Genomic DNA, 14,413 nt, shown 5'->3' with positions numbered 1-14,413 from the left:
GCAAATGGCGGGTGGGGGGAGATTCGAACTCCCGAGACGCTCTCACGCCCGCCGGTTTTCAAGACCGGTGCAATCAACCACTCTGCCACCCACCCGTTAATGCGTGCCTTTGGCGTTGCAAGCAGCCGTTTAGCCGGTTGTGCCGGGCCTGTCCAGTACCACCGAAGTCGAATCCGGCTTACGCTTTATGAGCATGTCCTTGGACGCCAGCAACGCACCAAATGTAATGAGCAGACATGCCAATGCAACCGGTACGGTCATGACAGCGGCTCCCGCCACAATCAGGATAAGGGTCGACAAGAGCGGCGCGGCATAGCTGGACACCCCGAGTACCTGAATGTTTCCGTGCTTGACCCCATAATCCCAGACAAAGAATGCTCCACCGACCGGCATCAGTCCAAGCCCCAGAACGGCCAGCCAGGCAGTCGGGGAGGCGGGCATCACCGTCTGTTCCAGCAGGAGATGGCATACGAGCGAGAGCATCGATGCCGCCGCGCAGAACCATGTCACCATGCGCGTGGGGACCTGAGAAAACCGGCGGGAGATCAGCGAATAACTGGCCCAGGTTATGGCCGCACAGACCGCCAGCCCATAGCCGGCGAGATATTGCATTTCAAAGGTGAATCGTCCGCCGTCGGAAACGATCAAGACTGTCCCGGCGAGCCCCAGCCCTGCTCCGGCAATATGATGCCAGCGCAACCCCTCGCCCGGCATCAACGCCGACCCCACCACGATCAGCAACGGCCAGAGATAGTTGATGAGGTTTGCTTCAACGACCGGCGCGTTCTGAACGGCCGAGAAATAGAAGAAATGGTAGCCAAACAGGCCCAGAACGCCCACACACCAAGCCGCAACCGGAACCTTTGCTTTGGCCGCGGGGTTGCGCAAACCCGTGGCAAGAAAGCCAACCACCGTCGCAACAGCAAAGGAAAGCGCGCATAAAAGGAACGGCGGTACGGCCCCAGCATAGCTCGAAAACAGCGCAAGCAGCGACCACATCAAAACGGCGCTGAAGCCGACCAGAGTTGCGCGGTGCATTGGAGGGATCCTCACAATAAAGCCAGTGAACGGTCCGCATTGGGCCGGTCACTTTGCGTATCAGCGATACAGCGCCGAAAACAGCATAATTATGGCAGCAAAATCGTCGATCCTACGGTTTTGCGCCCTTCAAGCGCACGATGCGCGTCCGCGGCCTCCTCCAGCTTGAAGCGCTGTCCGATATGCGGCTTGATAGCGCCGGATTCGACGGCTGCAAACAGCGCCTTGGCGCCAGTCAGCAACGCTTCGCGCTCGGCAAAGTAATGCGCTCCGGTTGGCCGCGTGACGAACAGAGACCCCTTACGAGCCAGAATGCCGAGATCGGGCACCGAGACTGGGCCGGTTGCATTGCCATAGCTGACCATCAGGCCCATGGGGCGCAGGCAGTCGAGCGATTTTTCAAACGTGGCCTGTCCGACGCCATCGTAAACCACGTCGACGCCCTTGCCCCCCGTAAACTCACTGACGCGCTCGGCAAAATCCTCTTCACTGTAGTTGATGACCTCATCGCAGCCATTGGCCTTTGCCAGTTCAACCTTCTCCGGCGAACCTGCCGTACCAATGACCCGCGCGCCGATCGAATTGGCCCATTGGCAGGCGATAAGCCCCATGCCCCCAGCAGCGGCATGAAATAGAATGGTCTCTCCGGCCCGAACCGGCCATGTCAGAAAAAGCAGATAATAGGCAGTAAGGCCCTTGAGCATGATCGCCGCGCCGGTTTCATAATCAATACCGTCGGGCAAAATTACGGCCCGTGCAGCCGGCAAAACACGCTCCTGCGCATATGCTCCGATTGCGCCTTGATAAACGATTCGATCCCCCGGCTTGAAACCAGCAACGCCGGGTCCAACAGCCAGCACTTCCCCCGCCCCTTCCGAACCGGGTGTCACGGGCAACGGGTTGGGATAGAGACCAGTCCGGTGATAAACGTCGATAAAGTTGACCCCGATCGCGTGGTGACGAATCAAGAGTTCGCCCGAACCGGGCTTTCCCGCTTCGGCATCGCGCACGGTCATTGCCTCGGCGCCACCGAATTCATCGACAAATACTGCTTTCATGAGGTTGAGATCCTTCCCCTTGGTCTTTTTGTGCCGGGTACGAAAAACGGACGAGCCATTGAACGAACTTTGCATACGGCGCCGGAAAACACCAAGAGGAACATTGGCATCAATTTGTCGCAACGGATCCGAACTTGCCCAAGATCGCGCCAGAGCCTATCTCTGAAACCAATAAGGACGCGAGGCGAAGATGTCAGAGCAATCCACCGAACATGTCGACATTGCGGTTATCGGCGGCGGTCTTGCCGGCATTGCGGCCGCACATGTCGCAACAAATAGCGGATTTTCAACCGTGCATGTCGCCCCGTCGGGCGCACCTGATGCCCGCACATCGGCGCTGATGATGCCGAGCGTGAAATTCATGCAGGACGTCGGGCTGATAGGTGAACCGTCCAGCCTTGGCACGCCTTTGGCGCAGATTCGCATCATCGATGCCACAAACAGAATGCTGCGTGCGCCAGAGACGCTTTTTACGGCACAGGAATTCAACCTCGACGCGTTCGGATGGAATTTTGCCAATACCGCCTTGAGCGCGGCTTTTCGCAAGTCGACGCCCGATGGCGCACCCCTACAGATTCGGAACACAACATTATCCGCCGCCCAACGCACTGACGGCATTTGGCACCTGAAACTCAAAGATGGCACCACGCTCAGCACCGAATTGGTCGTCGGTGCCGATGGCAAGCAATCGAAAACCCGCCAGATTGCAGGTATTGCGACACGCGAACATAGCTATGCCCAATCCGCGCTTGTCTGCGACCTGGCGCTAGAGCGGCCCATTGGGAACTGTTCGATAGAATTTCACTACCCAAACGGACCATTTACGCTTGTGCCAGCCGCAGGAGACAAGGCCAATCTTGTCTGGATTGATACCAAGGAAAACCTCCTGGCTGCACAGGCCGACCCGGAACGTTTTCAGTCAGCACTCTTTGAGAAGTCCCAGAGGCTGTTCGGAGCGATCGAGCCGCTAACGAAAAGCCATGTGTTCCCCCTGTCGGCGCTCTCGGTGGCAAAGGCAGGAAATAATGGCATCGTGCTCGTCGGCGAATCGGCACATGCGTTCCCGCCTATAGGGGCCCAAGGACTCAATCTCGGACTGCGCGATGTCGCCGATCTTGCCGCGTGCCTGGCGTTGGTCAATCGCCAGTCGTACGGCTGGGCCGATCGGTTGGTCGCTCAATATGCTGAAACCCGCGCGCATGACCTGATGCGAACCGGACATTTTGTTGACGGACTCTTCAAGTCTTTGCTTTCCGACCTTCTGCCAGCGCAAGCCTTGCGTTCAGTCGGACTATGGGCACTCAAGTCATTTAAGCCATTGCGCAAATTTGCCATCGAGTTCGGCATGGGGCGCAACTGACAGCAAAAAGGCGAGCCAAACGGCCCGCCTCTTATCTCTGTATATGGCAATGATTACTGCGCCGGGGCTTCCGCTGGCGCTTCGCCCTCACCTGAAAGCTGCTGACGCAGTTCCTCGGCACGATCCTGCAGAACCCGCTCCAGAACATTCTCAGTCGTATTAGCCTGATTGAGTTGTTCGATGGTCATCGCATCTTCGCTGTCATAAACGGCTGTGAAACCTGCCAGCGTGATATCGACATTCAAATCTTCATTGCGGCGGTTCTTCGCCGTCAGACGCAGTGTGCCGCCTCGTTTGAGGCTTTGAATATAAGCTTCATTGACAACAAGCTGTGCCGCGCAGGACTGCGGGTCACAGGTCATGAAGGGAACACGAACAGGCTTGCTGCCGTCGATCTGCCATGTAAGGCCGAATGGCAGCAGAACGCCGAGCGGCACCGCCGCGACGGCAAGCAAGCGGCTTTCCTGGCTGGGATCGTCACGCAGCAGGAACGATCCTGAAAATACGCCGCCATTGGTCACGACCTGGCGCATGATGCAGGCCTGACGTCCATCATCAAGTGTGTCGCAAACCTTGAGCCAGTTATCTTCCGGGCTGCGCTCCGAGGCTGCGGTGGCAGCGGTTTCGATCATACCCGCTTCCTCTTGCGCCAAGGCGATTCCCCCTGTTGAAAGGGCCAAGCTCGTCGCAACAAAACCAGCAACAAGTGCATTTTTAAAAGTCATTGAGTTTCCCGTTGTTTCTGGGCGAAGCGCACCCCGCCGAATCCGGTGATATTTATTACTTCAAGAACCGCAAATTCGGGCAATAACATGACACCTTTCCCTTTCCAATGCGTTATGGCATCGGCGTGTGCCTCAAAGTCCTCGCCCTTCACCCGCCAACGCCGCCAACCGCGATAAAATTGCCGCACTGCCCTTGAGCCGCTGGTCTGCGGTCGGCCAATTGCGTGCGAACATGATTTTCTGGTCCGGCCGCAGTTTTGCGGCTTGAGCGCGATCCCCAATATGACGCACCAACCCGGCAGGATTGGGGAAGATTCCGTTCCTTAGTGTGATCAACGCTCCCTTCGGGCCCGCATCGACCTTTTCGACATTTGCCGTGCGGCAAAGCGACTTGACCAGCACCACCTTAAGCAGGCCTTCGACTTCTTCAGGCAACGGGCCGAATCGATCGATCAATTCCGCACCGAAGGCATCAATTTCTCGTGCTTCGGTCAATTCGCCCAGGCGTCGATAGAGTTGCATACGCACCTGCAGGTCCGGAACGTAACCTTCGGGAATCATAACAGGCATACCAAGCGAGATTTGCGGCGACCATTGTCCTTCGGACTCGCCCTCGGCTTCGCCGCTCTTGAGTGAGGCTACTGCTTCTTCGAGCATCGATTGATAAAGCTCAAAGCCGACTTCGCGAATATGGCCCGATTGCTCGTCGCCCAGAAGGTTGCCCGCGCCGCGAATATCGAGATCGTGGCTTGCAAGCTGGAACCCTGCCCCAAGCGATTCGAGCGATTGCAGCACCTGCAATCGCCGCTGTGCCTGATCGTTGAGCTTACGATCCGCTGGCACCGTGAAAATCGCGTAGGCCCGCGTTTTGGAGCGACCGATACGTCCGCGTATCTGATAAAGCTGCGCCAGACCAAACTTGTCGGCACGATGCACGATCAGCGTATTGGCGGTTGGCACGTCCAGCCCCGACTCCACGATCGTCGTTGCAACCAGCACATCGAACTTGCCATCATAAAAGGCATTCATCGTGTCATCGAGCTGGCCGGGCGGCATCTGGCCATTAGCCACGACAAAATTGACCTCGGGAACATGATTGCGCAGGAAATCTGCAATATCGGCCTGGTCAGAAATCCGGGGACAGACATAGAAGGCCTGCCCACCGCGATATTTCTCGCGCAACAGCGCTTCGCGCACCACCAAGGGATCAAAGGGCGAAACGAAAGTGCGAATTGCCAGCCTGTCCACCGGGGGCGTTGCCAGCAGTGACAGATCGCGCACGCCTGTCAGTGCCAGTTGCAGCGTCCGCGGTATCGGCGTCGCTGAAAGCGTCAGCACATGGACGTTGGCCTTGAGCTCCTTGAGGCGCTCCTTGTGACCGACGCCGAAATGCTGCTCTTCGTCGATCACAAGAAGGCCCAGATCCTTGAATTCGATGGACTTGGACAATAGGGCATGAGTGCCCACGACAATGTCCACGCTGCCATCCTTGATGCCTTCTCTGGTGGCCTTAAGGTCCGCCGCCGACACCAGTCTGGAAGCCTGCCGCACGGTAACTGGCAACCCAGCGAAACGCTCCGAAAAGGTCTTGAAATGCTGGCGAGAGAGCAGTGTGGTTGGCACCACGACGGCCACCTGCCGCCCGCTCATGGCCACAACAAACGCCGCCCGCAGCGCAACCTCGGTCTTGCCAAAACCCACATCGCCGCAGACAAGCCGATCCATGATCCGGCCCGACGTCAGATCGTCGAAAACCACATCGATGGTGGTAAGCTGATCTTCAGTTTCCTCATAGGGAAAGCGCGTACAAAATTCGTCGTAGGCCCCGGTTTGCACCTCTACCGGATCAGTGGATGCCATATGGCGAGCCGCAGCGATCTTTATAAGCTGTTCCGCCATGATGCGGATGCGCTGCTTGAGCTTGGATTTCTTGGCCTGCCAAGCCGCTCCGCCCAACCGATCAAGTTCGGCGCCTTCCGAACCATAACGAGAGAGCAGTTCGATATTCTCAACCGGCAGATAGAGCTTGTCCCCACGCGCATATTCGATCTCAACGCAATCATGGGGTGCACCGGCAGCCTCAATGGCCTTAAGGCCGATAAAGCGTCCAATGCCGTGATCCACATGCACGACCAGATCGCCGGCCGAAAGGCTGGTCGCTTCTGTCAGCGCATCCGATGCCTTTTTGCGGCGCGTGGAGCGAATGATCCGCTCGCCTAGAATATCCTGCTCGGAGATAACCGCTATGTCGTCGGTCACATAGCCAGTTTCGAGCGGCAAAATTGCAAGTCCGAGCTGCCCGACCTTAAGGGCAGATACCGCGTGCCAGTTTTCCAGCTTGCGTATCGCTTTCAGCCCGTGATCGCGCAGCACCTGCCCCATGCGATCACGCGTGCCCTCGCTCCAGCAAGTGATGATAGTCTTGCGCCCTGCCCGCGCTTCGGTCTTGATCCTGCTGATCACCGCTTCAAAAAGATTAGTGTCAGTTGCCTGCCTTTCGGCTGCGAAATTGGGAGCAAGTCGGCCGGCGCAATCGATGACGGGCAGGCTGTCATCGGCCGGCAGGAACGGCGAAAGCTCTGCTATCTCATGGCCGAGTGCCAGTTCGTACACAGATTGATCGACATGATAGAGCAGATCCGGCGCGATAGGCTTATAGGGCGCGCCGGCCGCAGCGGCACCGCCCTGCTCGCGCGCCTGAACGCGGGCGTCGTAATAGTCAACGATCTGCTCGCGCCGCTCGGCAAAAGCCTCTTTCGCCTGATCGTCGAAAAAGAAGGGCGCGTCGCCCACATAAGACGCCAAGGTATCGAGCCGCTCGTAAAAGAACGGCAGCCAATGCTCCATACCCGCGAAACGCTGACCGGCGCTGATCGCACCATAAAGCGGGTCATCCGCAGTATTACCACCAAACGCTGTTGTATAATTGCGCCTGAACCGTCGGATTGTGTCCTCGGTCAGCAGAGCCTCGCTCATAGGCACCAGCGTTACACGCTTGATATTGCCGGTCGTGCGCTGGCTTTCGGGATCGAAGGAACGGATCGTTTCAAGCTGTGAGCCAAAGAAGTCGAAACGCAGCGGCGCATCACGTCCTGCTGGAAACAGGTCAACAAGCCCGCCGCGCACGGCAAATTCACCGGCTTCCCGCACGGTCGGCACGCGCAGATACCCGTTATCAGCCGCCCATGCGACAAGCCTGTCGCTATCGACCATGGCACCGGCCGCAGCAGAAAAGGTCATCGCGGCCACGATGTCTTTGGGCACGACTTTCTGGATCAGCGCATTCACTGCGGTGAGCACCACAGCGCCCTGCACCGATTGATCCGTCAACCGGCTGAGCGTTGCCATGCGCGACGCTATCGTTACGGCATTGGGCGAAACACGATCATAGGGCAGACAGTCCCAGGCAGGCAGTGTCAGAATCGGATGACCGGGAAGCATCTGCTCCAAAATCTCGGCCATACGCAATAGCCGCCGCCCGTCACGCGCTACAAAGACCAGTGAAACCTGGGCTTGCGGAGCTTCCTTTAAGCGTTGTTCGATCTCACGCGCCAGCACCGCCGGCTGCATACCGTCGGGCAGGTTGGCCAGAACGCGCGATGGTCTGTCCAGCATCGCTGCGGCGTCGATACTCACGTGCCGACCCGCTTGATCTGATGCTCACGAATAGCGTCGATCAGGCGATGATCGGCATCTGCGGGAATATCGCGCTGCCCCATGATCCAAGCCTGAAGGTCAGTCTCCTCGTTGTCCAGCAGCGCTTCGAGCCGATCAAGCTGCGCATGATCGAGCGAATCGAGATGGTCGGCAACATATCCGCCAATCAGAATGTCGAGTTCCTGGGTTCCGCGATGCTCGGCCCGGTAGAGCAGACGCTTGCGCCGGACTTCCACGTTTTCGAGGTCAGTCATGAGAGTCTTTTTCGCTGTTGGAGGGTTTTCATAAGACCTTGCGCCGCATTTGTCACCACACCCGATTGCCGGGCACGCCAACGCCGGTTAACCTCGCCCAAGCCCAGTCCACCACCGGATCGATCGTGCCGCGCCCCGATATCCTCAACCCGCTGTTTCGCTCTCTCAAGTCGATGAAAGGCGTCGGCCCGCAACTTGGTGTGCTTTTCGCCAAGTTTTTCGGCGCACCTGACGGACAGGATGCGGTGGTTCTCGATGTCCTCATGCATATGCCATCCGGCGTCATCGACCGGCGCAGCCAAAACGGCATCGCTTATGCGCAGGTTGGCGCCATTGCAACGCTGAAGCTACATATCGACGACCATATCTTGCCCCCGCGCGGCAACAATCGCGCGCCGATGCGTGTTAAGGCGCATGACGACACGGGCGAAATCACCCTGACCTTCTTCGGCGCCCAAGGAGGATGGGTCGAACGCGCGCTGCCGATCGGCGAAACTCGTTACGTCTCAGGGGAAATCGGCTTTTTCGGACGTGAAAAGCAGATGACCCACCCCGACTACATCGTCGAGCCAGATAAACTCGCGACCCTGCCGATGGTCGAACCGGTCTATCCCTTGACGCATGGGCTTTCGTCCAAGGTTCTGCGCAAGGTTATCCTCAACGCTCTCGATACCGTGCCGATCATCCCTGAATGGATCAACAAGGATCGGCGCACGCTGATGGGCTGGCCGGGCTTTTCCGAAGCCTTGAAACACATTCATGCGCCCCAGCGGCCTGCAGAAGGCGATATCGTTTCGCCCTCACGCATGCGGCTTGCCTATGACGAATATCTGGCCGGACAATTAGCGCTGAACCTCGTGCGTTCCACGTTGGTGCGCGATACTGGCATAGCGCGTACCTTTACAGGACTATTGACCGATAGGGTTCAAGCCGCCCTACCCTTTGCCCTAACCGATGGCCAGCACGAAGCGATTGCCGCAATCAAGGAAGATCTGGGCAAACCCAAACGCATGTCACGCTTGCTTCAGGGCGACGTGGGATCGGGCAAAACCGTGGTTGCGCTCATGGCAATGGCTGCCGTAGCAGAAGGCGGTGCGCAATCGAGCCTGATGGCGCCAACCGAGCTTCTTGCCGCCCAGCACTTCAAAACGCTCAAGCCGCTTTGCGACGCTGCTGGGATTGGCATCGTGCTAATGACAGGGAAAATGCCGGCTGCTGAACGCCGCAAGGCCCTCTCAGGGCTGGCCGATGGACAGATCACAATCGCGGTGGGCACCCATGCGCTGTTTCAGGCTGACGTCGAATTTAAAAATCTCGGCCTGACAGTGGTTGACGAACAGCATCGGTTCGGCGTCCATCAGCGCCTCGCGCTCTCGGGCAAAGGCCATCGCACAGACCTTCTTGTCATGACGGCAACGCCCATCCCCAGAACGCTCGTACTGACCCATTTCGGAGACATGGACGTGTCGGTGCTGCGTGAGAAACCCGTGGGCCGGCAGCCGATCGACACCGCGACCTTGCCCATATCCGAATATGAGCGTGTTATTTCACGCCTCGCCTCCCGTCTTGATGAAGGCGCGCAAGCCTATTGGGTTTGCCCGCTGGTCGAGGAGAGCGAGGTACTCGACGTAGTTGCCGCCGAAGACCGCTTTGCCGATCTCAAAAAGCACTTTGGTGACAAGGTGCAGCTTGTCCATGGCCGCATGAGCGCAAACGAAAAGCAAAATGCCATGGCGCGCTTCCAGTCGGGCGAAGCGCAGATATTGGTTGCAACGACAGTGATTGAAGTGGGCGTGGACGTTCCCAACGCCACAATCATCATTATCGAGCATGCCGAACGCTTTGGCCTGGCTCAACTGCACCAGTTGCGCGGCCGCGTGGGACGCGGTTCGGCGCGCTCCGCCTGCCTGCTGCTCTATTCTGAGCCTTTGAGCGAAACGGCAAAAGCGCGGCTGGAAACCATCCGCAAGACCGAGGACGGTTTTGAGATTGCCGAAAAAGACCTTGAACTGCGCGGGCACGGCGATCTTCTGGGCACGCGCCAATCCGGCATGCCCGGCTACCGCATCGCTGTACCGGACGTTCACAGGCATCTTCTGGAAATGGCCCACGAAGATGCCCGCGCCGCGCTGGAGCGCAATCCTGGCCTGACAGGGCCGGACGGTGATGCGCTACGTGCGCTCCTCTACCTTTTCCGAAAGGACCTCGCCATCCCGCTCATCAAGGCCGGATAAAGGCTCGGCGGTAGCTCCCTGCTCTTCCAGGTTGCGCTTGTTCATCGCCTCTTCGGCCAGTTTTGCTACCTTCGGATGATAAACAGGCGCTACAAGGCCCGCCGAAATAATCAGCTTTGCGCCCTCTTCGACCGACATATCCAAAACGATAACGTCCTTACGCGGCAGGAACATCAAAAACCCCGTTGTTGGGTTTGGGGTCGTGGGCATGAAAACACCGATCAGATCCTCACCCGGTATTTTGTACGCGACTTCGCCACGCGCTTCCGAAGCAATCAAAACGACAGCCCAGACGCCTTTGCGGGGATATTCGATGAGCCCGACATTCTTGAAACTCGTACCCCGCTGCGTGATCAGCGTATCGAAAATCTGCTTGAGCGCTCCATAAACCGACGAAATTACCGGCACCCGCGATACGATCCGCTCTCCTAGATGGAACAGGCGGCGCCCGACAAAATTGGCGGCAAAGAAGCCGACGAGCGTGATGGCCACGATCGCAACGATCAATCCAAGGCCGGGAATACCAAATGGCAGATATCGCGACGGGTTGAGCCATTGCGGCAACAGGGGCACCACCCAGCCATCAACCAACCCGATAAATGCCCAGGCAAGATAAAGCGTAATGGCAATCGGCCCTGCCAGAACCAGCCCGGCGAAAAAATAGTTTACAATCCGTCGGCCAAAGGATGGCTTTTCAGGATGAATCAAGGCCTCGAGAGGGTTTTCAGGTGTTTGGTCCTGGTCCAATTTTTGCTCCACCACAGAGAATCGCTGCGTCGAATTGTATAGGTGGCAAGCTTGACAGTTTTTTCAACAGAACAAAGTTGCAACCATTATTCCACAGTGACCGATTTTGCCAGATTTCGCGGCTGATCGACGTCGGTACCCATGAACACGGCTGTGTGATAGGCCAGCAGCTGCACAGGGATTGCGGACAGGATTGGCGCAACGAACGGATGCGCCTTGGGCATTAAGAGGATATCGGTAATGCCGTCGCCCGCCTGGACCGCACCTTCGTCGTCGGTAATCAGGATAATCTTGCCCCCTCGCGCTGCCACTTCGTGCATGTTGGAAAGCGTTTTTTCTATAAGCTCATCCGATGGCGCGACGACCACGACCGGCATATCTTCATTCACCAGCGCAATCGGGCCGTGTTTGAGTTCGCCCGCCGCATAACCTTCGGCGTGGATGTAGGAAATTTCCTTGAGCTTGAGGGCACCCTCCAGCGCCAGAGGAAACATCTGGCCCCGTCCGAGATAAAGTACGTCCGAGGCGCGGGAAAGACCGCGCGAAATTTCCTCGATAGCTCCCTCGCTACGCAGCGCTTCGGAAACGGCGCTCGGCAACTCGATCAACGCGCGCACCAGCGCATGGGCCTCGGACGGTTCAAGAACGCCGCGCGCCTGCCCGGCTGCAATGGCAAGGCTGGCCAGCGCGGTAAGCTGGGCCGTAAAGGCCTTGGTGGAAGCCACGCCGATTTCCGGACCGCAAAGGGTCGGGAAAACAACATCAGCCTCTCGGGCGATCGTTGACTCCTGCACGTTGACCAGCGCTGCGATGTGCTGACCTTCCTTTGCCGCATAGCGAAGTGCAGCCAGCGTATCGGCGGTCTCTCCAGACTGAGAAATCACCAGCATAAGTCCGTTTTCCGGCAACGGCGGTTCACGATAACGGAATTCGGAAGCCACATCGATGTCCACGGCCAAGCGCGCATAGCGCTCGAACCAGTATTTGGCGACAAGACCCGCATAATAGGCTGTGCCACAGGCCGTTATGGTCAGCCGTGAGAGCTTTGCAAAGTCGAAAGGCAGTTTCTCACGCAACGAAACCTGTTCGGCTGCCAGATCGACATAATGAGCAAGCGTGTGGGAAATGGTTTCGGGCTGCTCGTAAATTTCCTTGGCCATGAAATGGCGGTGGTTGCCCTTGTCCGCCAGCGCGGCAGAAGCCGAAGAAATCTGCGTCTGCCGCTCGACCGGGTTGCCATCAAAGTCCCGGATAACAACCTTGCCGGGGGTCAACACCGCCCAGTCACCCTCTTCGAGATAGGTGATGCGATTTGTGAAAGGCGCGAGCGCGAAAGCATCCGATCCCAGATACATTTCCTTTTCGCCATGCCCGATTGCAAGTGGCGAACCCTGGCGTGCCGCTATCAGCAGATCGTCATGCCCGGTGAAAAGGAAAACCAGCCCGAAGGTGCCTTTCAATCTCGGCAATGTATTGGCCACAGCCTCTTGCGGGGTTGCGCCACGGTCAATTTCGCGCGTTACCCATAGGGCAACTGACTCTGTGTCGGTCTGGCTGGCAGGTTTATACCCATCACGCGCAAGATCGGCCAGAAGATCATGAAAATTCTCGATAATTCCATTATGAACAACGGCGACTTTTGGCGTCGTATGGGGATGTGCATTGCCCTCGGTAGCGCCACCATGGGTAGCCCAGCGCGTATGCCCGATGCCAATGACACCGCCCAGCGGGCTCTCATCGAGACGCTTCGCGAGATTGGAGAGCTTGCCTTCGGCGCGTCTGCGATCCAGTCCGGCTTGACTCAGCGTCGCAATACCCGCGCTATCATAACCGCGATATTCAAGGCGCCGCAACGCTTCGACCAGTCGCTCGGCAACGGGTTCGACACCAATGATCCCGACAATACCGCACATAATTCTAACCCTGCTTGCTCTGCTTGATTGCGCTGAACCGGTCATGCAGCTTCTTGCCGTAACCGGGCTTGTTGATCTGGCGCGCACGGCCAATTCCCAACGCATCAGGCGCCACCGGCTCTGTAATCACCGAGCCAGACGCCACATAGGCATCGTCGCCAATTTCAACTGGCGCGACCAGAGCAGAATTGGAGCCGATAAAAGCCCTCTCTCCAATCACGGTCAGCGACTTGTTATGCCCGTCATAATTGCATGTTACCGTACCGGCGCCGATATTGGCCTTGGCCCCGATCTCGGCGTCCCCGATATAGGTCAAATGATTGATCTTGGCGCCGGCACCGATTTCGGCCTGCTTGATTTCGACGAAATTGCCGACCCTCACGCCTTCACCAAGATGCGCACCGGGGCGCAGCCGAGCAAATGGTCCAACCGAGACGCCCGTACCGATTGTTGCCCCTTCAATATGGGAAAAGGCATGGATTGTTACGCCGCTTTCAATGCTGACCCCCGGCCCGAACACGACGTTTGGCTCGACGGTAACATCCTCGGCAATCCGCGTATCGTGCGAAAAATACGTGCTGTTCGGGTCTTTTAGCGTCACGCCACCAAGCATCATCTCGCGGCGGCGGCGATTCTGAAACAACCCTTCGGCCCGCGCAAGCTGCACGCGGTCATTGACCCCCATTACGTCATCTTCCGGCGCAACCACATAACCGACATTGCCGCCCGTGGCATTTGCAAGTTCGATGAGATCCGTCAGATAATATTCGCCCTGAGCATTATTGTGACCAACCTTGTCGATACAATCCCGGAAAATATCGGCCCGGAAAGCGAGAATGCAGGCATTGCAGAGCCTGATTTCGCGCTCGGCATCGGTGGCATCCTTATGCTCTCGAATCGCAAGTAGCCGGTCGCCATCTGTGATCAGACGGCCATATCCTGTCGGATCCTTAGCCTCAAATCCCAGAACCACAGCATCCGCCCCGGCATCGAGCCGCTCGATGATCTGCTTGAAATTGTCCGCACGCAACAGCGGATGATCCGCATAAACGACCGCTATATAGCCCTCGGCCCTTTCATAGGCCGGACGGGCCATCATCGCGGCATGCGCTGTACCACGCCGCTCGATCTGCTCAAAGAAAGCAATATCGGGATGGATACTGAGCATAGCCTTGCGAATGGCGTCATGCCCCGGCCCTGTAACTGTCGCAACGCGTGATGCACCGCCGTCGACTGCAGCCCGCAAGACATGTCCGGCAATCGGCAATCCGCCAACCTCGTGCAGAACCTTTGGCTGGGCCGACTTCATTCGCGTACCTTCGCCAGCAGCCAATATGATTGCCAATAATTCTGTCATTCTGCATCTCCTGCTGCGCGCGCCCGCGCAATCGCGCAACTTTATGGCACCAAGATGTTGGGAAAACCAT

Annotated in this window: 10 protein-coding genes and 1 tRNA gene; 2 read left to right on the top strand and 9 right to left on the bottom strand. The window is 57.7% G+C overall.

Features of this window, described 5'->3' with window-relative positions; genetic code table 11:
• Positions 1–5: 5 nt before the first annotated feature.
• The 3 genes from EO133_RS02075 to EO133_RS02065 all read right to left on the bottom strand — a co-directional run bounded on the left by EO133_RS02075 (position 6) and on the right by EO133_RS02065 (position 2,096).
• A tRNA-Ser gene (locus tag EO133_RS02075) sits at positions 6–95 on the bottom strand.
• A 34-nt stretch (positions 96–129) separates the two neighbouring features.
• Complete coding sequence (gene yddG / locus EO133_RS02070) at positions 130–1,038, bottom strand: aromatic amino acid exporter YddG (protein WP_127071014.1); 909 nt, start codon at positions 1,036–1,038, stop codon at positions 130–132.
• Between the two features lie 89 nt (positions 1,039–1,127).
• Positions 1,128–2,096 (bottom strand): quinone oxidoreductase family protein, encoded by a 969-nt coding sequence (locus EO133_RS02065; protein WP_127071013.1) that lies wholly within the window; start codon positions 2,094–2,096, stop codon positions 1,128–1,130.
• Positions 2,097–2,286: 190 nt separating this feature from the next.
• Here EO133_RS02065 and EO133_RS02060 point away from each other — a divergent pair, with 190 nt between their 5' ends.
• A complete protein-coding gene (locus tag EO133_RS02060; RefSeq protein WP_127071012.1) occupies positions 2,287–3,456 on the top strand; it encodes an FAD-dependent monooxygenase in 1,170 nt (389 codons plus the stop codon).
• A gap of 53 nt (positions 3,457–3,509) precedes the next feature.
• Here EO133_RS02060 and EO133_RS02055 read toward each other — a convergent pair whose 3' ends face one another.
• The 3 genes from EO133_RS02055 to EO133_RS02045 all read right to left on the bottom strand — a co-directional run bounded on the left by EO133_RS02055 (position 3,510) and on the right by EO133_RS02045 (position 8,092).
• Positions 3,510–4,181, bottom strand: coding sequence for an invasion associated locus B family protein (locus tag EO133_RS02055; protein WP_127071011.1), 672 nt, complete (start codon positions 4,179–4,181; stop codon positions 3,510–3,512).
• A 132-nt stretch (positions 4,182–4,313) separates the two neighbouring features.
• Positions 4,314–7,796: a transcription-repair coupling factor gene (mfd, locus tag EO133_RS02050; protein ID WP_188681897.1), complete on the bottom strand. Its 3,483-nt coding sequence runs from the start codon at positions 7,794–7,796 to the stop codon at positions 4,314–4,316.
• Positions 7,797–7,813: 17 nt separating this feature from the next.
• On the bottom strand, positions 7,814–8,092 hold the full coding sequence (locus EO133_RS02045) for a succinate dehydrogenase assembly factor 2 (protein ID WP_127071010.1): 279 nt from the start codon (positions 8,090–8,092) through the stop codon (positions 7,814–7,816).
• A gap of 173 nt (positions 8,093–8,265) precedes the next feature.
• On the opposite strand from EO133_RS02045, the gene recG reads away from it, so the two are divergent.
• Entirely contained in the window at positions 8,266–10,326 is a 2,061-nt protein-coding gene (gene recG / locus EO133_RS02040; protein WP_244640799.1) for an ATP-dependent DNA helicase RecG, read from the top strand.
• On the opposite strand, the gene EO133_RS02035 is transcribed toward recG, so the two are convergent.
• From EO133_RS02035 to glmU, 3 genes are all read right to left on the bottom strand, one after another.
• A complete protein-coding gene (locus EO133_RS02035; protein ID WP_244640788.1) occupies positions 10,264–11,073 on the bottom strand; it encodes a DUF502 domain-containing protein in 810 nt (269 codons plus the stop codon). The two genes, recG and EO133_RS02035, sit on opposite strands and share 63 nt — an antisense overlap.
• A gap of 86 nt (positions 11,074–11,159) precedes the next feature.
• Positions 11,160–12,986, bottom strand: coding sequence for a glutamine--fructose-6-phosphate transaminase (isomerizing) (glmS, locus tag EO133_RS02030; RefSeq protein WP_127071009.1), 1,827 nt, complete (start codon positions 12,984–12,986; stop codon positions 11,160–11,162).
• 4 nt (positions 12,987–12,990) lie between these two features.
• Positions 12,991–14,343, bottom strand: a complete 1,353-nt coding sequence (gene glmU / locus EO133_RS02025; RefSeq protein WP_127071008.1) for a bifunctional UDP-N-acetylglucosamine diphosphorylase/glucosamine-1-phosphate N-acetyltransferase GlmU — start codon at positions 14,341–14,343, stop codon at positions 12,991–12,993.
• Positions 14,344–14,413: the final 70 nt, after the last annotated feature.

Source organism: Pelagibacterium lentulum, from assembly GCF_003992625.1.
Lineage (GTDB): Bacteria > Pseudomonadota > Alphaproteobacteria > Rhizobiales > Devosiaceae > Pelagibacterium > Pelagibacterium lentulum.
Note: the sequence above shows the minus strand (reverse complement) of the source record. Positions and strands in the feature narration are given on the sequence as shown.